The organism is Rubripirellula tenax, from assembly GCF_007860125.1.
GTDB classification, from domain to species: domain Bacteria; phylum Planctomycetota; class Planctomycetia; order Pirellulales; family Pirellulaceae; genus Rubripirellula; species Rubripirellula tenax.
Map to the genome: position 1 here is coordinate 746,363 of NZ_SJPW01000002.1, position 22,215 is coordinate 768,577.

Below are 22,215 nucleotides of genomic sequence, written 5' to 3' on the forward strand. Positions count from 1 at the left end.
TCGTCACAAGAAGGTTTTTTAAAATCTGGCAATATCTACTTTCGCACTGGTAGGCACTATCATCGACTCACAAAGCTTGACTACTGTGTTCGGGATGGGAACAGGTATAACCTTTGCGATATGGTCGCCAGAAAGCCATCCATACGGATGTTTCACCGTATGAATGACAAGTTGTTTGGTAGTTGTCAGATCCCGAAGGATCCGTCTATTTAATTAGCGGTTCCATTCTCTTTGAAGCTGACCTGAACTTCTTCATCTTCACTTCGTTTCAGTTCAGACCACGAATTCCAACAGTACCTCGACTTGCGTCAAGGGTGAGTGCGGGATATCGATGGCCAAACCTTCGTCCGTTAGTACTGGTTAGCTTAACTCGTTACCGAGCTTACACGTCCAGCCTATCAACCAAGTCGTCTTCTTGGGGACTTTCGTCGCAATGACTTACAAAACCTAATCTTAGAGCGGGCTTCACGCTTAGATGCTTTCAGCGTTTATCCGTTCCGTAGTTAGCTATCCAGCCGTGCCGCTAGCGCGACAACTGGTACACCAGAGCTACGTCCAACTAAATCCTCTCGTACTAAAGTTGAACCTCTTCAAGTTTTGAACGCCCACGGCAGATAGGGACCGACCTGTCTCACGACGGTCTGAACCCAGCTCACGTACCACTTTCATTGGCGAACAGCCAAACCCTTGGGAGCTTCTACACCCCCAGGATGTGATGAGCCGACATCGAGGTGCCAAACCGCATCGCCGCTGTGGACGCTCGGATGCGATAAGCCTGTTATCCCCGGAGTACCTTTTATCTGATGAGCGATAACCCTTCCATTCGGGATTACCGGATCACTAAGACCGACTTTCGTCCCTGCTCGAGTTATATCTCTCGCAGTCAAGCACACTTCTAACTTTACTCTCTACGCCTGATTACCGACCAGGCTGAGTGTACCATTGCACTCCTCCGTTACTCTTTGGGAGGAGACCGCCCCAGTCAAACTGCCCGACTGACACTGTCCTTTGCCCCGATTCAGGGGATCAAAGTTAGAATTAAAATATGACCAGGCTGGTATTTCAACGACGACTCCTTCGACACTAGCGTGCCGATCTCAAAGTCTCCCAGCTATCCTACACAGAACATATCTCAACCCAATATCAGCCTACAGTAAAGGTTCACGGGGTCTTTCCGTCTAACCGCGGGTATGTGGCATCTTCACCACAACTACAATTTCACCGGGTCGGTGGTTGAGACAGTGCTCAAATCGTTACGCCTTTCATGCAGGTCGGAACTTACCCGACAAGGAACTTCGCTACCTTAGGACCCTCATAGTTAGGGCCGCCGTTTACTGGGGCTTCGGTCGCGGGCTTCGCTCCCGAGGGAGCTAACTCTCTTCCTTAACCTACCAGCACCGGGCAGGCGTCAGTCTCTATACATCCACTTGCGTGTTAGCAGAGACCTGTGTTTTTGATAAACAGTCGTTAGAGCCGATTTTCTGTGGCCCTCAGCAGCGTGAACCGCCAAGGGCGCCCCTTATCGCGAACTTACGGGGCCATTTTGCAGAGTTCCTTAACCACCGTTCTCCCGAGCGCCTTAGAATTCTCATCTCGCCTACCTGTGTCAGTTTTAGTACGGTTAAACATACACATAACTTAGCTGCTTTTCTTGGACGTCCTTCCAATGACTTCGAGAACTTAAGTGCTCTCGAGCTATACCTTGGCTTATGTCGGGTAATTTAACCCCCAACACCTCAGTGGTCGCTACGGACATTTCTATTCGTACCGCTCACTTTCCGGACGCCGTCCCAGCATCGAATGTATGCCTAGCGCAGGAATATTGACCTGCTATCCATCCCCTACGCTTTTCAGCCTCGGGTAAGGTACCGGCTAACCCTGGGCGGATTTGCCTTCCCCAGGAAACCTTAGGCTTTCGGCGAACAGGATTCTCACCTGTTTTATCGTTACTCATTCCGGCATAATCACCCGATGACCCCGACACCACTCGTTTCCGTATGGCTCGTATCTGATCATCGGCGCTCTCCTACCACTGTAGATAAATCTACAATCCGCTGCTTCGGTGTACCACTTACTCCCGTTCATTATCGGCGCAGAAATGCTCGACTGGTAAGCTGTTACGCACTTTTTAAATGATGGCTGCTTCTAAGCCAACATCCCAGCTGTCACGGCACTTCAACTTCCTTAGTGACTAAGTGGTCCTTCGGGACCTTAGCAGGCGATCTGGGTTGTTTCCCTCTCGACCCTGGAGCTTATCCCCCAGGGACTGACTGCCGAGGTACGGGTACCGGTATTCGGAGTTTGGTTTAGTGGGGTACCCCGGGAAGGGCCCCCATCCAATTCAGTCTCTCTACCCCCGGTAACTAATTTACTCGACGCTATCCCTCAAGATATTTCGGAGAGAACGAGCTATCTCCTGGTTTGATTACACTTTCAGTCCTCCCCACAGGTCATCCCCTCAGTTTTCAACCTAAGTGGGTTCGGTCCTCCACGCAGTTTAACCCGCGCTTCAACCTGCCCATGGGTAGATCACACAGGTTTCGCGTCTGCAGCATACGACAATTTCGCCCTATTCAGACTCGGTTTCCCTTGGGCTACGTTCCGTAAGAACTTAACCAAGCCGCATACCACAACTCGCCGGATCATTATGCAAAAGGCACGCCGTCACCCATTTTCTAGCAAGCTAGACCATAGGGCTCCGACCGCTTGTAGGCACATGGTTTCAGGTTCACATTCCTCCCCTAGCAGGGGTTCTTCTCACCGTTCACTCACGCTACTGGTTCGCTATCGGTCGTTGAAGAGTATTTAGCCTTACGGGATGGTCCCCGTCGATTCAGTCCAGGTTTCACGTGACTGGACCTACTCAGGTGCTCCTACCGTGTGTGTTTATTTTCGTGTACGGGACTGTCACCCTCTGTGGTTCTCCTTTCCAAGAGATTCCACTAACAACACACAATCAGATATTGGAGTCCTACAACCCCGGGAGGGAAACCCTCTCGGTTTGGGCTATTCCGATTTCGCTCGCCGCTACTGACGGAATCGATTTTTCTTTCTCTTCCTCTGGTTACTTAGATGTTTCAGTTCACCAGGTTGTTACTAACACACCTATGTATTCAGTGTGCAGCAGTTGGGTACCTCGGGATCATTACTTGTTTGTCAGCTCCCCCAAGATTTTCGCAGACTTCCACGCCCTTCATTCTTTCAACGCCAAGACATCCCCCATGTGCCCTTAATAGATTGGCCATCGAAATCCCGAACTCAGCTTTCGCTGATCCGCAATCTCGTTAGTAACCTACATTAACGATATCACATGTGCTTGATGCTTCCCTTAGAGACACGCCCGTGAAGACGAATCAATGATGGGCACCAAGCTCGCACAGAATCCTGTTAGAATTCAATTGGCCAGCAATCTCTTGCCAGCCGCGCTTCTCAAAGAACTATTTGCTTGCCTTGAATCACAGACCGGAGTCCGTCACCCAAAGCGTCGCAGTTGCTTCTTATTTAGATGCCAACTACCAAACAACCAAATTGTCAAATATCAGTTTTCCGCTATCGGCTTGTGACCGAATCGCGGAAGACGCTGTTCGTGAAAACAGCCGGCAAGCATCAACTTTGAGCGATGCTTGCCGGTCGTTTTCTTAGCGAGGGGCGAAGAGTACCGTGGCCACTTGGCCGCGTCAACCGAGTCTTTGCAAGAAATTCAGAATCTTTTCTTGCGGTCGTCTCGGACACGCTTGGTTTCCTTCGAGGCGGGGTTTTCGCAAATTCGGCTCGCGGACGCAAGGACCATCGAGCCATAATTCTTGAAAAAACTTGCCTTTGTGACTCGAATCGGTTCGCTTGTTGCACAGGCGGCCGATCGAGTCAATTTTTGGTTGGATCCGAGTCCGGAAAACCGAACCTGAAACCAACCGAGTGGAGGTAGACGGACTTGAACCGACGACCCTCTGCTTGCAAAGCAGATGCTCTCCCAACTGAGCTATACCCCCGGGAATCAGGAGACAGGATACAGGTTTTAGGCAACAGGAAAAGCCCCTGTGACCTAAAACCTGTCCCCTGTTTCCTTCTTTTATGGGCGTACCAGAACTCGAATCTGGGACCTCGTCGTTATCAGCGACGCGCTCTAACCAACTGAGCTATACGCCCGAACCGTTTCTTTCCCATTCGCGAGCGATTCGTGAAGGAGACGTGATCGGAGCGGCAAAGTGTACGGAAACTCGTTTCGCTGTAAAGGGAAGTTGACTCGATATTTCGATCTTCGTGATCAGATATCTGCCGAGGAGGCCTCAGAACCGACGTTTTCGCATCGTTTTTGAGAATTGCCCTTCACGGGGAATTCGACACGCGAGCGACGAAACGGGTTCAGCGGGGTGAACTTTCGCCGCGAGTTATCGTCATCGGCCGCCTAAACTCAAGAATCGACATTTTCTTTCGAGCCAAGGTTCGGCACAATGGACGCCTTGCCGAATTCCCCCTTTCAAGATGATGGATAGTTTTGCTGATGAGCCCCAACCGGATGATGGATCATTTGTCGTTGCCTGTCGTAATGGTTCGACGTTTTCGACTGTTTACTGCCGCCGCGGGTGTTTGCCTGGGGTCCGCGATCGGCGGAAACGCCGTGGCCGCGACGCCCAGCGCGGCTTCTGCGCTGGGACTGAAACCGGTCCAGGACGGGGTCGACTTTGATGTCGTTTCCGCTGATGTTGCCGATCGATGCACGGTCACGGACATCGATCGCAAGGGATGGTCGGGATGGGAAGTGGTATCGCCCGATGGCATGATGCTGCGTCGTTTCGCGGACACCAACGGCGACAAAAAGGTCGATCTGTGGAGCTATTACAAGTTCGGCGTCGAGATCTACCGCGACATCGATGACGACTTCAACGGCAAGGCGGACCAATACCGATGGCTGGGAACAGGCGGAACCCGCTGGGGATTCGATGACGACGAAGACGGCAAGATCGACCGTTGGCAACAGATCTCGGCCGAAGAAGTCTCTGCCGAACTGGTCGCCGCGGTGCGTGACGCCGACCCCGCCCGCTTTGCTCGCTTGCTGATCGGCGAACGAGAGCTGAAGTCGCTCGGATTGGGCCCGGCCAAGACCGAGCAATTGATGGCAAAAGCTGACCGAGCGGCCCGAGATTTCGCCGCTTTGGCGAAACGCCAAACTTCCGTCGGCCCCGACGCGCGTTGGGTCCAGTTCGCGGCTTCGCCCCCCGGCGTGGTCCCCGAGGGCACCGACGGGTCGACCAAGGACGTGACGGTCTATGAAAACGCCGTTGCAATGTACGAACAGGATAAACAGGGCGGCCAAATGATGGTCGGGACGCTGATCCAATCGGGCGACGCATGGCGATTGGTCGAGTTGCCGTCGGTCGGCAACGAAGGCGAGCCGATCGCGCAAACGACTGGCAACTTCTTCACGCCCGGCGGTTCGGGTGCAGCCAACATGGCGGCATCAGGCGGCATCGGCGAAATGACCCAAAAATTGGTCACGGCTCTGGAAGCGGTGGACGGAAAATTGTCCACGGCGACCAAACCGAACGAAATTGCGGACCTCCACGCACAACGTGCCGATGTGATCGAGGAGCTGATCGCCAACGCGGACTCGGACGCCATTCGCGATTCCTGGGTACGCCAGTTGGTCGACACGATCGGACTGGCGGTTCAAAACGGTTCGTATCCTGATGGAATGGAACGGCTTCGCAAGGTTGCTCCGCGATTCGCGATGAAAGAGGAATCCCTCGCCTCGTATGCCGACTACACCGCGATCAGCACCGAATACGTTGTTCGCCAGACACCCGAGGCAGACTTTGCAGAAGTACAAAAGTGGTACCTCGAATCGCTGACCGGATTCGTCGATCGCTATCCGCAAACGGCGGAAACGGCTGCGGCTTACTTGCAGTTGGCGCTCAGCAAGGAATTCGAGGACAAGGAAGACGAGGCGCTGGAGTACTACAAGAAGGTCGCCGTTGCGTTCCCGGGTACTGATGCCGGCGAGAAGGCTGCGGGTGCCGCACGGCGTCTCGATTCCGTCGGTCGCCGGATCGAACTGGAAGGCCAAACCATCCAAGGCAAGCCGTTCAGCCTGGCGTCGCTGCGTGGTAAACCCGTCGTGGTTCATTACTGGGCGACGTGGTGCGAACCGTGCAAACAGGACATGAAATTGCTGCGTCGTTTGCAAGCGAGTTACCAACGGGCGGGATTGCAATTGGTCGGCGTCAACGTCGATGCAACGGCCGATTCGGCCGCCGCTTTCTTGAACGAAACGCCGCTTCCGTGGGTGCAATTGTTCGAACCGGGCGGGCTGGAATCCAGCCGTTTGGCCAAAACGTTGGGCGTGCAAACGCTGCCGACGATGATGTTGATCGATCCCGACGGCAAGGTGGTGCGACACAACGTGCGTGCGGCCGAACTGGACGAAGAATTGACGGCGATGCTGAAGCGGAAGTAGGTCGCCGGGCGGTGTAAGATAGAAGCGGGTCGCGAGCTGGCGGCCCGCTTCCCGTACCCTTTTTGCATCCCAGCGATACCCATGAGCACGTCGCTTCGCTTGACACCCCATCAGTACGACCAAATGATCGCGAAGGGCGCTTTCGTTGGGTTCGAAAAGAGGATCGAGCTGATCCACGGGGAGCTTCGAGAAATGAATCCAGCCGGTCCAGCCCATTGCGACTACATCAATTTTCTGGCTCGCTGGTCCTTTGAATCGACACGCGACACGTCCATCGTGGTCAGCATCCAAAACATCATTGACGCAGATGACAGTCGACCGGAACCAGATATCACCTGGCTCAAGCCCGGTCGATACGCCCATCGTCATCCGACCGGCAATGATGTGCTGCTGGTGATCGAGGTGGCGGATTCAAGCCTTCGATTCGACCGAGGCGAGAAGCTGGCAATCTACGCGTCGCAGAACATCCCCGAGTATTGGATCGTCGACATTGCCGATCGTTGTATCGAGGTGTTCACGGGGCCCGAGCTGGATGACTATTCGAACCGGCGGCGAGTCGAGGTGGATGGCGCGGTGCGGCCGACGTGCTGTCCAGCCGCTGAGCTGAAATTGGCGGATCTGTTCATCCTCTAGCGGCGGCGACGCCGTAGCGTGAAAACCGCTGCGACGACAGCAACCATCGCCAGCGACGTGGGCTCGGGGACGGCGACCGCCAGGCGGCGAATGACATTGTCTCGCTTGTTCAAGATGAACACCTCGCCGTCGATTCCGTAACTGAAACGCAGGTCGGCTCGGTTCGCAGTCGTGTTACCCGGTGTGCCACGGATCAAATCGATCAGACGCACCGTTTGACCGTTTTCGTCGACCAGAATCAGTTCACTCAGCCCGGCCGATCCGCCACCGAGCGGATCGTTGTCGACGTCCAGCGTATAGATGATTCCGTTGGGAAAGTCGCCCAACAACAGCTTCCCGTTCAAGTCGAAGATCTCGCTGCCACGGACGACATCGCCGACCGTGATCGCCACCGAACCGGTGATCGGATTGGCCAGAAAACCGTCGTGCGCATACTCCGCCGCCGGATCGATCGCGCCGGCGAGCGTGCCGCCTTGGCTGCCTTCGCGGATGTCCCAACCGAAGTTTCCGCCGTTGACGCCGACATTGATTTCCTCGAACGAGTTCTGTCCGATGTCGGCGATGTACATGTCGCCGGCCAAATCGTCCCATCCAAAACGCTGGGGATTGCGAAGCCCGTATGCGAACACTTCGCCGATCGTTGTCGCATCCCCGTCGGACGCAAACACATTGTCGGCAACCAATCCGTATTGGCCGTTGTCCGAATTGTTCCCCAACGGATCGATCCTTAGCACCGCGCCGTAGGGGTTACCCGGATTTTGGCCGTTGTCTTGAGGATCGTTGCCGCTGCCGCCGTCACCCATCCCGATGTAAAGGTTGTTTCGATCGGGATCGCCGGGGCCCACCGATGTGTTGAACGCCAATTGACCGGCGTTATGGTTGAAATACGGCTGCTTAAAACGAGCGACTTCGCGAAACGGTGTTCCGACCGAGGCGGGTTGAAAGGTTGCGGCGGTGGGATTGCTGGTGTTCCATTCCAGCAAAACGGTGTGGAACGCGGTGCTGTCGCCCGGATCAAAATCGGGCGTCACGCTGGTGTTGGTGGAACTGTGAATCGTGTACAGCTTTCCAAACCCGGCGGCCGCCGGATTGTAAAAATCGGGATGGAACGCAAACGACTGGAAACCGCGTTCGCCGCTGCTGGTCAAACCGATTTGCGGATACTGGGTGCTGTCGGCCAGATTCAAATAAGTCGACACGTTGCGAGTCGCCCGGTCGACGGTGAACAGACCGCCATTTTGTTCGTTGACGAACAGTCGACCGGCCGGGTCGGACGTCATCGTGTTCATCCGCGCGTTGCCGCCGGGGATCGTTGCGTACGTTTCGATCCGAGCGGTCACCGCCGCCGTCGCGAATGAACTGGCCCAAAAGCATGACATCGCCGAAGCGATCAAAAAACGGATCGACATTTCGGAAACCTTCCAGATGAGAGAGAAGAGGTTTTGGCGAACGTCCCTGCGTCCGGCGGACGCGGCCGTCGATTGTAACGTTCGACGTCGATTCCCCAAGCAAAAAGTGGCTATATTGGCTTCATTGCCGCCGGACGAGAGACCCTTTCGGGCTGGTCCGGGCCACCCTTTGTGGACCCGCGACTCCGCTCGCGGGCCGTGAACTGCAAAGCAGTTCACGGTGGCTGGGTCAGCACCCTGCGAGCGGAGTCGCAGGGCCACGAAGGGTTGCCCGAAATGGCGAAACACCCACTCCCTAGAGCGGGTGCCGGCCAATTTGGGAAAGAAAGATGACCGAGACGGCACTATTGTGCTGGAAACTTGCACAATCGTTAAGGTTTGCCCCAGGGTTCCAGACTATTATCAACCCCTTGCGTGATTAGTTTGTTATTCTGACACTCCCTGGAATGAACATATGCACTCCCACCTCAAGCGTTTGGCGATTTTTGCGGCGCTAGTTTGTTTGTCACCTTCATTTGCGTCTGCGGATTTGATTGCCAATTTTGAGTTCAGTGGCGGAAGCACTGAGGGTTGGTCGGTAAACACGAATAACCAAATCAGCGGCCTTATGGCCAATTCGGGCTCCTTGGTAGGAACGGCAACGGGCAACGACCCGCAACTCGTGCTGAATCCGGCAGGCTTGACGAGAATCGGTACGAGTTGGTCCGAAGTTACTTTCCGGGTCCGTGAGACTGATGATGTCACTGACGGATTTATCGGCGCAACCGGTGAACCTGCCTTCAATACCACGGGATTGATTGTTCAGGTGAATGGGACGATCGTTAACTCAGGTTTTAGCTTCGCAGCATCTGGAGACAATTTTTTCACCGTAACTGCCGACATCAGTAGCTTGGGCGACGCGACGATCAGCAATTTTCGGATCGATCCGATCGGAGGCGCGTTTTCAAACTCGGCATCGGAGACCTCAGGCAACTTTTTTGAGATCGATTTCATTCGTGTGACAGATAACGCAGTAGCCGTCCCCGAAGTATCCTCCCTCGCCATGATGGGCATTGCCGCGGTTGGTGGGGCTGGGATGGTTTGGCGTCGTCGTAAGCAACGCGTTTAGTCGCGGACTTCTGGTTGCCCGTTACTGGTTTGGTGATGGGCGCCTAGGCCTGATCGGATAGGCCTTCGCAATCGAGACGATCGTTACAGATCGTCTATCTTCAATCTTGCTGGTTTCTGGACTCATGGTTTGTCGATGGGATGGAGTGAACACACTCCCCCCAGGAACCACTCGATGTCGACCGAAAACCATGCCGACGTTTCGCAGGCCGAACCTGCGTTTCAGTTCGATTACTCGGACTCTTCTTCTTCCGATTTGATCCAGGGCTTTCGCAAAGCCAAAGCGGCCGGCAAGGGCATGCTGGGCATGTTCCTTGAGATGACCAAGCTTCGTCGCGGCATCGGCAAAATCAGCGCCGACGAATACTTTTTGTACGGCCTGTATGACGACCGTCGCTACTCGCCGGAAATCAAAAAGTCGTTCCTGGGCGGCAGCGGCCGGATGGTCGACAGCCCTTGGACCATTCTGGCCAACGACAAACCGCTGATGACGGCGATGCTGAAAGGACTCGGTTTGCCGGTCCCCGAAACTCAAGCGATGGTCCACGCCCACCGAACGGCCGCTGGCGTCATCTCACTTCGCAATCGCGCCGATATCGGTCGCTTTCTTCGCAACGATGCCCAATATCCGATCTTCGGCAAACCGTTCGATGCCGGGTGCAGCTTGGGGACGGCGAAAATCACCGGCTACGATTCTGCCAACGATGTTGTGGTCGTGGGTGATGAACGAATTGCCGTCGACACGTTCTCGGGCATGATCAGCAAGTTGGGACGCAACTACTTATTCCAAACGTTGCTGCTGCCCCACGAAGAAATTTCAGCTCGCATCGGTCCGTGCGTCAGCTCGGTTCGCATGTTCGTGATCAACGATTCACGTGGCTGCACGTTGCACCGGGCGGCTTGGAAAATCCCCGCTTCGGCCAACGTAGCCGACAATTTTTGGCGAGCGGGCAACATGTTGGCGGGCATCGACGCCGAATCAGGCCGTGTCATCAAGACGATGCTGCGCAGCGAAAACGGCATCGCCCCCGTCGATGCACACCCGGGCACCGGCGTCAGTTTCACCGACATGGTATTCCCCCAGTGGGATCAAATGCGGAAGACCGTGCTGGCAGCCGCCACACAATTGACGCGTTGTCCGTTCCAAGGCTGGGACGTCGCGCTGACCGATCAGGGACCGATCTTGGTCGAATTGGAAGCCGACGGTGGCAACCCGATCATGGAACAACTCTGCTTCGAAAGTGGCTTGTTGGACGCGAGATATCTAAACGCCGTCGCCGAACACAAAGCGTGGGAGAAGGACGGACGCAAACCGGTCTCGGTCGTTAATCTTGATGATGGGGTCCACATCGAAGATGACGCGTCCGCCGCAAACGCGGCACCCCAGCAGGCGAATCCGGCTTCGCCCGTGATCGCGCCGATCACCGTCACACCCGTCGTCTCAAACCATTCGGTCGTGTAGTGACGCGATTCGCCCCATCGTCGATGCTGCGTGGTGACACCACGTGGCACGGCGAATCCTATGAAACGTTGGCCACCACGGGCAGCGATCGACGGCTGATTCCCGGCCCCGACGGATCCAACCCGTACGGCGCCGGTGTCGTGCCCGATGGCGCCATGCCGTTGGGGTCCTGTACTTGTTCGTCACCTTCGTGGCGAGCGGTCAAGGCATCACGACGCACGCTCGAAAAATTGAAGCAATCGGCCGACCCGAAGCAAACCGGATCCCAGATTTTGTCGGACGTACGAGCGACGTTGCGGCGATGTTTGCAGTTGTCACCATCCACCGACATCGCATTAACGCCCTCCGGCACAGACGTCGAACTATTGCCGTTGGCGGTGATGGCGTCGAACAGCGATTGCCGGATCACCAACATTATCGTCGGCGCCGGCGAAGTCGGCAGCGGCACATCGATGGCAGCATCGGGATGCCACGCGGACACGTTGCTGCCCGACGGAAGCGTCGCGGTTCGCGGCGCGGCGGTGAACCGCTTGTTGGCTGGCCGAGTCGATGTGCGATCGATTCCGATCCGCGATCCCTCGGGCGAACCGTTGTCGATGATCGAGATCGACGACCGGGTGACTGCCAACGTGATTGAAGCCGCATCGCATGGCCATCGCGTGTTGGTTCACTTGGTCGCGCACAGCAAAACCGGCATCCACGCACCGTCGGTGTCGCTGATCGATCGCTTGAAGCGGACCCTGGGCGACCAAGTGATGTTGGTCGTCGATGCTGCGCAGGGACGGCTGGCGGCCGATGCGTATCAAGACGCACTCGATCGCGGGTGTTGGGTGTCCGTCACGGGATCGAAGTTTTTTGGCGGCGCGCCGTTTGCCGGAGCACTCCTGGCACCGTCCGGCGTCGACGCGTCGGCGATTCGCACTTGTCCGGCAGAATTGGCAAGTTACTTTTGTCGCGGCAGTTTGCCCGAGCGATGGGACGTGAACTTCGGAGCCAACGACGATTGGATGAACGTCGGCTTGTTGATTCGATGGGCAGGCGCAGCGGCTGAAATCGAGTCTTTTTTCAACATCCCGCCGACGACTCGCCAGAGGATTGCGGACCGGTTCCGTGTTGCTGTCCGCGAAAATTTCTACGGCTCGAATTCCGTTGGGCTGTTGGAGCCGTTTGTGGACATCGACGTTTTGCCCGGCATTGTGGACGGTCCGACCGTGTTTTCGTTGGAATTTCCGGGCGAGAACAGCGATTCGCTCAAGTCGTTGCACCGGAGCCTTGTGCGGGATGGCTGGTATCTGGGCCAGCCCGTCGCAATCGGCGGAGGCCGCAACGTGCTTCGGGTCGCACTGGGTGCCCCCTTGATGATTGACGTGGCCAACGGCGACGATGGGGATTCAGGCCTAACGTCGCGGCTTGCCATAATGGCCGAACGGATTGACGCCTTGGGCGATTCGGTCCGTTGCCACCGATCGAGCCGATTGGCTGCTCGTTCGCGATCCAAGGTGTCATCCAACCCATGACTTAGACGATGAGTGCATTTCATCAACGAATTTCACCGCCACAGATCGAATCGATCTTCGCGAAATTGGCGTCGGAGGGCTTTCTGGGTGACGATGTCAAGTCTGTCATCGTGCATGACGTTGCTCGGATGCAGCAGCGAATCGCGATGTTGCAGGACGCTTTTCCGGATGGCACGCTGCACGCGATTGCGATCAAGGCGAACCCCGTCGTCGAAATTTTGCGTGCGGCCGTGGACGCGGGCGCGGGCTTGGAAGCCGCCAGCATCGAAGAGGTGACGTTGGCATTGGCGGCGGGGTGTCCGCCCGATCGAATCATCTTTGATTCGCCAGCCAAGACGGTTGCCGAAATCCGCCAGACGCTCGAGCGGGGCATTCACGTGAACGTCGACAACTTCGACGAACTTGACCGTGTGGCTCTGATTTTGAAGGCATCGCCTTCGGATGCAAAGCCGACGTCAACCATCGGTCTGCGCGTCACGCCCGAGGTCGGCGCGGGCTCGATCTCGCACACCAGCGTGGGCAATCGCGGGTCAAAGTTTGGCGTGTCAATCTCGCGCGATCGAGAACAAATTTTGGCCGCGTTCGCGCGGCACGCGTGGCTTGTGGGGCTGCACATCCACGTCGGTTCGCAAGGTTGCCCGATGGAACAGTTGTGCGACGCGGCCGAGAAAATCGAATCACTTCGACAAGAAATTCAATCGCACACCGGCCGCGCCGTCCCGGTCGTCGACATCGGTGGCGGATTGCCCGCCCCTTACGACGACGATCATCAACCGGCGTCGCCCGATGCCTACGCCGCCGAACTGGGTCGCCGAGTCCCGACGCTTTTCGACGGCAACGTTCGCTTGGTCACCGAATTCGGCCGCAGTGTCCAGGCCGGGTGCGGGCTGGCGCTCAGCCGCGTCGAATATGTGCGGGATTTACCAGCCGGCGACGCGGGGGAAGCCACGTGCATGGCCGTGATTCACTTGGGCGCCGATTTCTTGGTCCGTCCGGTGTACCGGCCACAGGACTGGTCGCACGAATACGCAGTGCTGGATGCGTCGGGACGCCTGCGTGATGAACCCGACGATCGCATCAGCATCGGTGGCCCGTTGTGTTTCGGCGGCGACATTCCGGCTCGCAACGTTGCGATGCCTCGCCCCCGAGTGGGCGACTGGATCGCGATCCGCGATTGCGGCGCGTACACGCTTAGCATGTGGTCGCGCCATTGCAGCCGCGGGATCCCCGACGTGATCGGGTACGACGGCGAAGCAAGGTCGACCCGATTGTTGCGAGCGGCGGAAAGCCCTGGCGGCATCGCCCGGTTTTGGTCGGCGGGCGAAATTTAGCCTCTTTCGAGGCCGTTTCGTGATCTGCACGTGATTTTCTTGTTGGCGCGCCTCGATTACGTCACAGTGGTGCCCTCTGGTTACCGAGCGGCCGAGCATCTTCGGCCGAACGCTTCCTACTCCATCGATGGTGCCCCCATGACTGACACAAATTCTTTCGCACCGACGGCCGATCGTCCGACGGTCTTGGTTCATCCCGAAAAGTTGATTCGACCGATGGCGGGTTGGGGCCCGTTGTTCGGCATTTTGGGCCTGGTTTTGTTGGGCATCCTGATGTTCATCATAGGCGTCGCCATGGGTGGAGGGATCGGCGGATTCATGATTTTGTTGGCGATCGCTTGCGCTCCGGTGGCGTTCATCAGTCTGTTTGGGTTGATGGCAATTGCCCCGAATGATTCTCGCGTGCTGCTGCTGTTCGGCGAATACAAAGGGACGGTCAAAGAGTCCGGTTTCTTTTGGGTCAACCCTTTCTATTCCAAACGTAAGGTCAGCCTGCGGATTCGCAACTTTGAAACGGGTTCATCATCGACACCCGAGCAAAAGAACCAATCGGGTACAGTGATTCAGTCAAAATCTCGAACAGCTAGCCGGCCTTCGAAGGTGAACGATCGTGACGGTAACCCGATCGAAATTTCGGCCGTTGTGGTTTGGAAAGTCACCGACACGGCCGAAGCCCTGTTCGAAGTCGATGACTACGAACACTTTGTCGAAGTGCAAAGCGAAGCGGCGCTGCGCAGCCTGGCAACGCGATACCCCTACGACAGCGAAGATCACGAGGAATCGCTGCGAGGGAACACCGAAGCGATCTGTGGCCGGTTGCGGGAAGACATTCAAGAGCGGCTTGAAAAAGCAGGCGTCACGGTGTTGGAAGCTCGCATCAGCCACCTTGCCTACGCGTCCGAAATCGCGGCGGCAATGTTGCAACGCCAACAGGCCGGCGCGGTCGTGGCGGCCCGCACGAAGATCGTCGACGGTGCCGTTGGGATGGTGGAAATGGCTTTGGACCATCTCAAACGAGACGGGATTGTCGAATTGGATCCGCAACAACGGGCGGCGCTGGTATCGAATCTGCTTGTCGTGCTTTGCAGTGACCGACACACCCAACCGGTCATTCAAGCGGGCGCTTGATTCGACACGTCAGGCTTCATAGTCGATGTGAATGCCTGAGAGCTGTTGCTGAAGTTGTATGGCCCGGCTTACCAGTTCGATGGCCGCATTCTTTGCTTTGACAGGCTCAGGCGGTCGCCCGGAGGGAAGGTTCTCTTCGGGGACTTTGACTTCTTTGGCCGACGTTGGCGACGCCTTCCGCGGACTCACCCACGGACGGACGGGAGTACCGATGGATTCGATCATGAGACGGAGTCTCGACTGGCAAAGGGTTTCGCCGTCATGCTAGGACTCCGATCGATTCGGACGTCCCTTGCACGAACGGTTTGGAAATTGAAACAGTTCCCCCGTTTCAACTTTTCCGACCTTGGAACCCCCGGCACGCGAAATCACTCGCATCTGAACCCTAGGTCACAAAGCAGAACCGTGACGGCGAGATCCGAAATCTTCAAAGAAAAAGAAGAATTCAGGAATTTGCCCTGCACGGAAGGGCGGTCTCTGTTTACCGTTTACGCTTCTTAATGGTGTCCGGTACTCCGCTATCCAAAGCCAACGGCGTCCCGACTGACCTGGTGTAATCTCGCTCCACGTAGCGGATTGCGCGACTTTGCCCGCCGCTGAAGGAAAAAACGAGCCAAGTGATGTCGAAAAATGATGATTTGAAGCGACGACTCAAGGCAGCCGACCGACGTCGGGCTCGGCGACCGCTGGCCTCGGCAAGTACCGCCAATTCGGCGGTAGCCTATGGAGACGAGGACTCGTCATCGACCAACCGAGTCGACGTGACAGGCTTGTGCATCGTCGAAATTTTGAAGTTGGACGACAAAAGGACTTTCCGGGACTCGGAAGTCCTCACCGCTATGCGATCGTGCTTGACTGGTGGAACCCCCAGCTCGGCGGAAGCCCAATTGCTGAGTCAGCGGTTTGAAGCGATCAGCCAACGTGAAGACGTTTCCGAACGCGAGTATCGCGATGCCTTGCAAGGCTTGGTTCGAAACGCGTTGAATCATCGAAATCAAGATGACGATTCGGCGTTCATCCAGTTCCTAAGCGTCTTGGCCAGCTAGAACGGCCGGCCCGATTCCACCCGTCCGATTGCGTTCGGGCCAACCCCATTTTCGGTCGGATCAATCCATGTCACCCAATGATCTGACCATCTCTTAGGGTCACGGCGACGCGCTGCGTGTTGTTGGTTTCGTCCGTTTCCTGGATGTTGTTCTCTGGATCGGTCGTGATTTGCAACCAGTATTGGCCGTTGGCAACATTCGTCACATCGATCCACTGGTCATCCAGGGATGCCGAGTACACGTCGGAGTAGCCTGTACTGATCCCTTGCACATTGCCGCAAGAGTTGCCGCCGCGACCGTGAACGAGTCCTGCGTCGGCTGTCACTGTGGGAAGCGGTTGGCGAATATTGATCAGACAAAAACTGGTCTTACCGCCGCTGGCGACAATGTTGCCACTGGCATCGGTCAACACCAAGTCGTAGGTAGCGAAACCTTCGAAATGGATGTGTCCGTGACTTGGGTGATAGACGAACTCACCGGCCAATTGATCGCGATAGCCACCATCGGCTTGATAGATGCGTTGGAACACCTGTTGTGAGTTGCCCGATGTCGATCCGCCCCAAATTTCTAAAGGTCCGTCACCCGCGTTGGCAACTTCCGTCGAAAAGCGAAGCAACGTCCGACCGGGAATCTCATTGCGGTCGATGCTCAAGTTTTCCAACAACGTCGATGCGATCGGCGTCAAATCGGGTAAGTAATCTGGTGTCGTGCTGTCGTTATCAGCGATCGTGATCACGGCGGTATTGTCGCTGCCGATCACGGCACCCCCGGTCGCATTGGAAAGCACCAACGAAAACGATTCGAGCGATTCGACGATCGAATCGTTGATGATCGGAATCGTGACGATTTGTTCCGATTGTCCGTCGGCGAACGTCAACGTTCCAGCGACCGGCGTGAAGTCGGCGGTGTCGGCGGTGCCCACGTTTGTGGCGTAGTCGACCGTGACCGTTCCGACGCGGCCATTGTTTCGCTGGACGACGACGGTCGCGGTACCGGCGGCTTCGTCCAAGTTCACGCCGGTCGTGGCGATGGTGATCGTACCCGGCAACACGGGCAAGACTTCGACCACCACATCGTCCACGGCCGCTTCAATCAGGCTGGCGCCCAACGCGTCGGCGGCAGCGAACTGAAGTTGAATCGTTTGGCCGGCCCATGCCGAAAGATCCAGCATAACATCGGTCCAAGCGGCTGATTGATTCGCGCCGTGCGCGTGATCGGCGTAGACTTCGGTTTCGACGCCGCCGGCGATCACTGACGCGTGGAAATAGTCATCGCTTGTGGCGTTATTCAAGTAAGCCAAGTAATAGCCGAACGAAAGCTGAACTTCGGCGCCCGTCGGCAATGCGATGTCCGGCGAGACAACCGTCGTCACGCCCGAATCGACGTCATAGGATCCGACACTGCTGCCGGCGGCCAGTCCCGTCACCAGCGCCCGAGAACCCGTCCGTCCTTGACCCAATTGCAACGTTGTCGTTCCGCTGGACGTTGCTTGTGCGGCGCCGGCGGCCCATTGCCCGGTGGTGGCGGTGTCGGTGCCATCAGGGTCGGTGGTCCAGTTGGACGAACCCTCGAAGCTGTCTTCGAAGAGGATCCCCGCAAAGACTTCATCGTTGTCGGTGATCGTCACCACTTGCGTCACGATGCTGCCAAGCGTCGCGCCGCCGGTGGGATTGCTAAGGGTCAGCGAAAACGATTCATCGGACTCGACCGCATCGTCATCCGCGATCTGCAATGAGATTTGTTGGCCGGTGACTCCATCTGCAAACGTCAAAGTTCCCGAAACGGATTGAAAGTCGTTGCCGTCGGCGGTGCCCACGTTGGTGGCGTAGTTCACCGACACCGCGCCGTCGGCGCCGCCTTCGCGGAAGACGACAAAGTTCAACGTGCCCAACCCTTCGTCAACCGTCAAGGAATCGAGCGTCAAACTGATCGCCCCGGGGTTGTCGGGATCGACGGGGGTGGCGGCGTATTGGAAGTAGCCATTGGTATGCAGCGTTTCGCTTTGCCGGAAACCGGCGACGATGCCGTCGGCTGGCAACCATGTACCGGTCGAGTAAACGTTGGCCGCTTCGGTTTGGAACGATGCGCCGTCGATGTTGATCGAGTCGACGGTCAAGTTTCGATCGATGCCGTTGTCGGGATCATACAAATCGTTGGTAAATGAAACTCGCACACGGTCGGCGGTGACGGTTTCAGCGGCTTGGTAGGAAAGGTTCGTCGCAGCCGTTCCAATGTTGTCCCATGATTGGACGACGACGCCATCGATTTCCAATTGAACGCTCTCTTCACCCGTCGACCCCGCGGCGCGAATTTGGATCAACGATCCGTCGCCGCCGGTGGACGGGGCGAATTGGAAGTAGCCGTCGGTATGCAAGAACTCACTCTGGCGAAAACCAGCAACGACACCGTCGGCGGGCAACCACGTGCCGGTGGAAAATACGGTCGGTGATTCGGTCTGGAACGTGGTTCCATCGATCGTGATGCTGTCGATTCGCAGGTTGCGGTCAATGCCCGCGACGTCGTCGTACAAGTCGTTCGTGAACGCGATGCGAACGTCACCTGCGCTAACGCCGTCAACGTCGTAGGTATAGGTTTGAAACTGTCCTGCGTACGCGTCGCCGCCGACGTTGCTGAACGTCGCGACCGTTGCACCGCCAACTTGCAGCACCATCGTTTCTTCGTTCGTGACTCCGGCAGCGCGAATCGTGATCGCGAGTGTCGCTTGATAGTCTTGCCGCCCCACTTCGGTGATCGCCAACGATGACTCAATCGAGCCCACAACGCGTTCCAATTCCCAGTCCCCGCTTTTTGCTGCGGCGCCGGTCGCATCGATCGACGCGGCGACGTCAGCGCCTGTCAATTGGGCCAGTCGATTGACGAAGCGTGTCCCCGCTTCGCCTTGGCCGACGTGGCAACCGTACAGCATCAGATCGGCGCCGACCGCCATCGAACGCGACCACTCTCGCACGAGTTGTTGGTGCTGGACGAGAGTCGATTCGGTCACGATCGAGTTGCCAATCTGCAACGAACCGGACGCACCGTGTGCCAGAATGTGAACGCTTTGCAAATCCTTGCGACCGGCGAGCGCTCGCGTGATCTGTTCAACGCCCGGCGCGTCGGGGGTCAGCAACACCAACTCGCTTGCCGGATCGACGCCCGCCAACAGCGTTTCCAAGTTGGGTACGCTTGGGTCGACAAAAACCAAAGACCGTGTCGACGAATTTGTGACGATCGTCCCGTCATCGCTTGTCATCGAATCCGTGGCATCGGACCCCGCATCATCCGCTACTGAGTCTCCCACGACAGGCGCCGCAACGGCGTGCCCGGCGTCGCCGGCCAACATCAACCGCTGTTCCAACAACTGAAGTGACCATCGACGACTGCGGCGAAGAAAGGACTTTCCGGGAGCGGCTTTTCGGTTGCTTCGAATCACGATGTGGGCTCCATTGGGGTCGACTTCGGCCTCGGCCGAACAGAAACAAACCGCCCATCTTACCCAATCTCGCGTTAGGCGTATCACTTCGATGAAGAAAACCGAAGTCTTGGCGTTGCTGAAGAAAAACAGCGACCAGCGAGGAATCGATCACTGGAACAAGAAGCCTCGCGGGCTGACCAGTTTCGGCATCGGCCTGACGAAGGTTCGCAAGTTGGCCAAGGAGATCGGCCGGGATCGCAAATTGGCCGGCCAACTCTGGGCGACGGATAACTACGAGGCTCGGATCATCGGTCTATTGATCGACGACCCCAAGGAAATGACGGCCGAGCAGGCAGAGCAGCAGGTGGACGAACTTCACCACGGGATGTTGTCGCACGTTTTTTCCTCATGCGATGCGACGCTATCGAAAACGAAGTTCGCTTTTGAGTTGGCGGACCAATGGACCCATAGCTCCGATCCCGTCCGTCGACGATGCGGATACGGATTGATTTATGAACTGTCCAAGAAAAACCCGAAGGGGATGGACGATGCCTATCTGATTGCCCTGGTGAATCGAATTCGTAAAACGATCGCCGGCGAAGAGATGTGGGTGCAGGAAGCGATGACGACGGCGCTGCTAGGCATTGGCAAGCGGAATCAGAAACTCAACAAAGCCGCCATTGCCGCCGCGAAAGCGATCGGGCATATCGAGATCGATTATGGCGACGATAACCAATGCGAGTCGATGGATCTGATGAAGCATCTGACCAGCGACCATTTGAAGAAGAAGTTTGCAGACCCGAAGTGACAACGTGCCCCCGGGCACGCCGTGACAGGGAACCGAACTCCTTTTGCAGTTCACGTCCCGCGAGCGGCGTCGCGGGTCCACGTAGGGTTACCCGTTTTGAATCACCCTGCGTGGCCCTGTGAATCCGTTCGCAGGGTGTACTTTGTGTCTTCGTCGGCTGCTTTGCAGCCAACGTCCCGCGAGCACCGTCGCGGGTCCACGCAGGGTTACCCGAACTAGGCTTTCGGTTCTTTTCGCAATTGGATCCACTCGGTGTGGAACGTGCCGTCTTTGTCGGTGCGTTGGTACGTGTGGGCACCGAAGTAGTCGCGTTGGGCTTGCAGCAGGTTGGCAGGCAATCGCTCCATGCGATATCCGTCGTAGTAGCACAACGCGGTGCTAAACGCCGGAACCGGAACGCCCATGATGGATGCCACGGCAACGACTTTGCGCCACTTCTCTTGCGAGTCCTCGACCGCTTTTTCGAAGAAGTCCGTCATCAACAGGTTCTCCAGATTGGCGTCCGCGTCGAACGCTTCTTTGATTCGGTCCAGGAATTTGGCCCGGATGATGCAACCGCCACGCCACAACAGGGCCGCCGCACCGTAATCGAGTCCCCAACCGTGCTCGGCCGAAGCCGCTTGCAACTGCACAAAGCCTTGAGCGTACGAAACGATCTTCGACGCGTACAACGCCTGACGAACCGCTTCGACAAACTCTGCACGATCGCCGACCAACGACTTGGCGATCGCCTGCATTTCAGGATTCGATTTTGCCGACGGTCCGTTGAGTCGCTTCGATGCGCGAACACGAGCGTCTTTTTGAGCCGATAAACCGCGCGCGAACACAGCGGTGGTGACCAGCGTGCTGGGTACGCCTAGGTCGAGCGCGAGTTGGCTCATCCATTTGCCGGTTCCCTTCGCGCCGGCGACGTCCATGATCTTGTCGACCAAGTGATCGCTGCCGCCCTGGTCGTCTTTCACGCTGAAGATGTCTCGGGTGATTTCGATCAAGTAGCTTTGCAGATCGCCACGGTTCCAGTCGTCGAACACGTCATAAAGTTCGTCGTTGGTCAGCCCGCCCAGTTCGTGCAGCAACTGATAGGCTTCGCAGATCAACTGCATGTCGCCGTATTCGATGCCGTTGTGAACCATTTTGACGTAGTTCCCTGCACCACCGCTGCCCAACCATTCGCAACATGGAATGTCGTTGTTGGGACCGACTTTTGCGGCGATCGCTTGGAACATTTCTTTGACATGGGGCCACGCCGCGGCGCTACCGCCGGGCATCAGGCTGGGCCCCTTCAACGCGCCTTCTTCGCCGCCCGAGACTCCGCAACCGACGTACAGCAGACCGGCCGCTTCGACTTGCTTCGTGCGACGTTCGGTGTTTTGGTATTGCTCGTTCCCGCCGTCGATGATGATGTCGCCCGGATCGCAATGCGGCAGCAATTGTTCGATCAGCGCGTCCACGGCAGGACCGGCTTTGACCAGCATCATCAGTTTGCGGGGGCGGGCGACCGCTTTGACGAATTCTTCGATCGTGTGGGTACCGACGAAGTTCTTCCCCTTGGCCCGACCGGCCATCAAAGCATCGACTTTTTCCGTCGTGCGATTGTAAACGGCGACCTTGTAGCCGCGACTTTCGACGTTCAAAGCTAGGTTTTCACCCATGACCGCCAAACCAATCAGACCAAAATCACAGTCGCCGCTCATCATATTTTCCAAGGTTGGGGGAAAGACAGTTAGGATTTCCGCGAATTTTAGGCTCTGGCAGGCCATGCGAACAGCATGCACCCCGCGTCGGTTCGGGGCGGGCAAAGAATCATCAAATCCGGCACCACCAGAAATTCCCGGGCAAAGTCGCCTTGTTTGCCTAATCGGCCCGCTTGTTTTGTTGCTCAATGGCCGGCGGCGGATTATCGTC

General features: G+C 56.9%; 13 protein-coding genes, 2 tRNA genes and 2 rRNA genes. 9 read left to right on the forward strand and 8 right to left on the reverse strand.

Features of this window, described 5'->3' with window-relative positions:
• Nucleotides 1-23 precede the first annotated feature (23 nt).
• The 4 genes from rrf to Poly51_RS08535 all read right to left on the reverse strand — a co-directional run bounded on the left by rrf (nucleotide 24) and on the right by Poly51_RS08535 (nucleotide 4,146).
• Nucleotides 24-132 (reverse strand): 5S ribosomal RNA (gene rrf / locus Poly51_RS08520).
• Nucleotides 133-331: 199 nt separating this feature from the next.
• Nucleotides 332-3,243: ribosomal RNA gene (locus Poly51_RS08525) — 23S ribosomal RNA — on the reverse strand.
• Between the two features lie 673 nt (nucleotides 3,244-3,916).
• Nucleotides 3,917-3,989 (reverse strand) — tRNA-Ala (locus Poly51_RS08530).
• Between the two features lie 83 nt (nucleotides 3,990-4,072).
• Nucleotides 4,073-4,146: transfer RNA gene (locus Poly51_RS08535), tRNA-Ile, on the reverse strand.
• A gap of 355 nt (nucleotides 4,147-4,501) precedes the next feature.
• Between Poly51_RS08535 and Poly51_RS08540 the strand changes: the two genes are divergently transcribed.
• A complete protein-coding gene (locus Poly51_RS08540) occupies nucleotides 4,502-6,454 on the forward strand; it encodes a redoxin domain-containing protein (protein ID WP_146456288.1) in 1,953 nt (650 codons plus the stop codon).
• Between the two features lie 81 nt (nucleotides 6,455-6,535).
• Nucleotides 6,536-7,087, forward strand: coding sequence for a Uma2 family endonuclease (locus Poly51_RS08545; protein ID WP_146456290.1), 552 nt, complete (start codon nucleotides 6,536-6,538; stop codon nucleotides 7,085-7,087).
• Here the strand turns inward: Poly51_RS08545 and Poly51_RS08550 are convergent.
• Nucleotides 7,084-8,496: a PQQ-dependent sugar dehydrogenase gene (locus Poly51_RS08550; protein WP_146457272.1), complete on the reverse strand. Its 1,413-nt coding sequence runs from the start codon at nucleotides 8,494-8,496 to the stop codon at nucleotides 7,084-7,086. The two genes, Poly51_RS08545 and Poly51_RS08550, sit on opposite strands and share 4 nt — an antisense overlap.
• Nucleotides 8,497-8,971: 475 nt before the next feature.
• Between Poly51_RS08550 and Poly51_RS08555 the strand changes: the two genes are divergently transcribed.
• The 5 genes from Poly51_RS08555 to Poly51_RS08575 all read left to right on the forward strand — a co-directional run bounded on the left by Poly51_RS08555 (nucleotide 8,972) and on the right by Poly51_RS08575 (nucleotide 15,041).
• Nucleotides 8,972-9,604: a PEP-CTERM sorting domain-containing protein gene (locus Poly51_RS08555; RefSeq protein ID WP_246114354.1), complete on the forward strand. Its 633-nt coding sequence runs from the start codon at nucleotides 8,972-8,974 to the stop codon at nucleotides 9,602-9,604.
• A 174-nt stretch (nucleotides 9,605-9,778) separates the two neighbouring features.
• Complete coding sequence (locus Poly51_RS08560; RefSeq protein ID WP_186775424.1) at nucleotides 9,779-11,065, forward strand: sugar-transfer associated ATP-grasp domain-containing protein; 1,287 nt, start codon at nucleotides 9,779-9,781, stop codon at nucleotides 11,063-11,065.
• Nucleotides 11,065-12,582 (forward strand): hypothetical protein, encoded by a 1,518-nt coding sequence (locus tag Poly51_RS08565; RefSeq protein WP_146456294.1) that lies wholly within the window; start codon nucleotides 11,065-11,067, stop codon nucleotides 12,580-12,582. The genes Poly51_RS08560 and Poly51_RS08565 overlap by 1 nt, the downstream gene beginning before the upstream one ends.
• A gap of 8 nt (nucleotides 12,583-12,590) precedes the next feature.
• Nucleotides 12,591-13,913, forward strand: coding sequence for a diaminopimelate decarboxylase (locus tag Poly51_RS08570; protein ID WP_146456296.1), 1,323 nt, complete (start codon nucleotides 12,591-12,593; stop codon nucleotides 13,911-13,913).
• Between the two features lie 138 nt (nucleotides 13,914-14,051).
• Nucleotides 14,052-15,041, forward strand: coding sequence for an SPFH domain-containing protein (locus tag Poly51_RS08575; protein ID WP_146456298.1), 990 nt, complete (start codon nucleotides 14,052-14,054; stop codon nucleotides 15,039-15,041).
• Between the two features lie 9 nt (nucleotides 15,042-15,050).
• On the opposite strand, the gene Poly51_RS08580 is transcribed toward Poly51_RS08575, so the two are convergent.
• A complete protein-coding gene (locus tag Poly51_RS08580) occupies nucleotides 15,051-15,266 on the reverse strand; it encodes a hypothetical protein (RefSeq protein ID WP_146456300.1) in 216 nt (71 codons plus the stop codon).
• A 395-nt stretch (nucleotides 15,267-15,661) separates the two neighbouring features.
• Between Poly51_RS08580 and Poly51_RS08585 the strand changes: the two genes are divergently transcribed.
• The gene (locus tag Poly51_RS08585) at nucleotides 15,662-16,087 is read left to right on the forward strand and encodes a hypothetical protein (protein WP_146456302.1); all 426 of its coding nucleotides are present in this window, start codon (nucleotides 15,662-15,664) and stop codon (nucleotides 16,085-16,087) included.
• Nucleotides 16,088-16,157: 70 nt separating this feature from the next.
• Here the strand turns inward: Poly51_RS08585 and Poly51_RS08590 are convergent, their stop codons facing one another.
• A complete protein-coding gene (locus Poly51_RS08590) occupies nucleotides 16,158-19,520 on the reverse strand; it encodes a DUF4347 domain-containing protein (protein ID WP_146456304.1) in 3,363 nt (1,120 codons plus the stop codon).
• Nucleotides 19,521-19,611: 91 nt separating this feature from the next.
• On the opposite strand from Poly51_RS08590, the gene Poly51_RS08595 reads away from it, so the two are divergent.
• A complete protein-coding gene (locus Poly51_RS08595; RefSeq protein WP_146456306.1) occupies nucleotides 19,612-20,310 on the forward strand; it encodes a DNA alkylation repair protein in 699 nt (232 codons plus the stop codon).
• A gap of 215 nt (nucleotides 20,311-20,525) precedes the next feature.
• Here the strand turns inward: Poly51_RS08595 and gnd are convergent, their stop codons facing one another.
• Entirely contained in the window at nucleotides 20,526-22,004 is a 1,479-nt protein-coding gene (gene gnd, locus Poly51_RS08600) for a decarboxylating NADP(+)-dependent phosphogluconate dehydrogenase (protein ID WP_146456308.1), read from the reverse strand.
• Nucleotides 22,005-22,215: the final 211 nt, after the last annotated feature.

Excerpts from the sequence above, each read along its gene's own strand:
- Poly51_RS08540 (WP_146456288.1), top strand. The coding sequence starts at position 4,502 with ATGAGCCCCAACCGGATGATGGATCATTTGTCGTTGCCTGTCGTAATG.
- Poly51_RS08545 (WP_146456290.1), top strand. The coding sequence starts at position 6,536 with ATGAGCACGTCGCTTCGCTTGACACCCCATCAGTACGACCAAATGATC.
- Poly51_RS08550 (WP_146457272.1), bottom strand. The coding sequence starts at position 8,496 with ATGTCGATCCGTTTTTTGATCGCTTCGGCGATGTCATGCTTTTGGGCC.
- Poly51_RS08560 (WP_186775424.1), top strand. The coding sequence starts at position 9,779 with ATGTCGACCGAAAACCATGCCGACGTTTCGCAGGCCGAACCTGCGTTT.
- Poly51_RS08570 (WP_146456296.1), top strand. The coding sequence starts at position 12,591 with ATGAGTGCATTTCATCAACGAATTTCACCGCCACAGATCGAATCGATC.
- Poly51_RS08575 (WP_146456298.1), top strand. The coding sequence starts at position 14,052 with ATGACTGACACAAATTCTTTCGCACCGACGGCCGATCGTCCGACGGTC.
- Poly51_RS08580 (WP_146456300.1), bottom strand. The coding sequence starts at position 15,266 with ATGATCGAATCCATCGGTACTCCCGTCCGTCCGTGGGTGAGTCCGCGG.
- Poly51_RS08585 (WP_146456302.1), top strand. The coding sequence starts at position 15,662 with ATGTCGAAAAATGATGATTTGAAGCGACGACTCAAGGCAGCCGACCGA.
- Poly51_RS08595 (WP_146456306.1), top strand. The coding sequence starts at position 19,612 with ATGAAGAAAACCGAAGTCTTGGCGTTGCTGAAGAAAAACAGCGACCAG.
- gnd (WP_146456308.1), bottom strand. The coding sequence starts at position 22,004 with ATGAGCGGCGACTGTGATTTTGGTCTGATTGGTTTGGCGGTCATGGGT.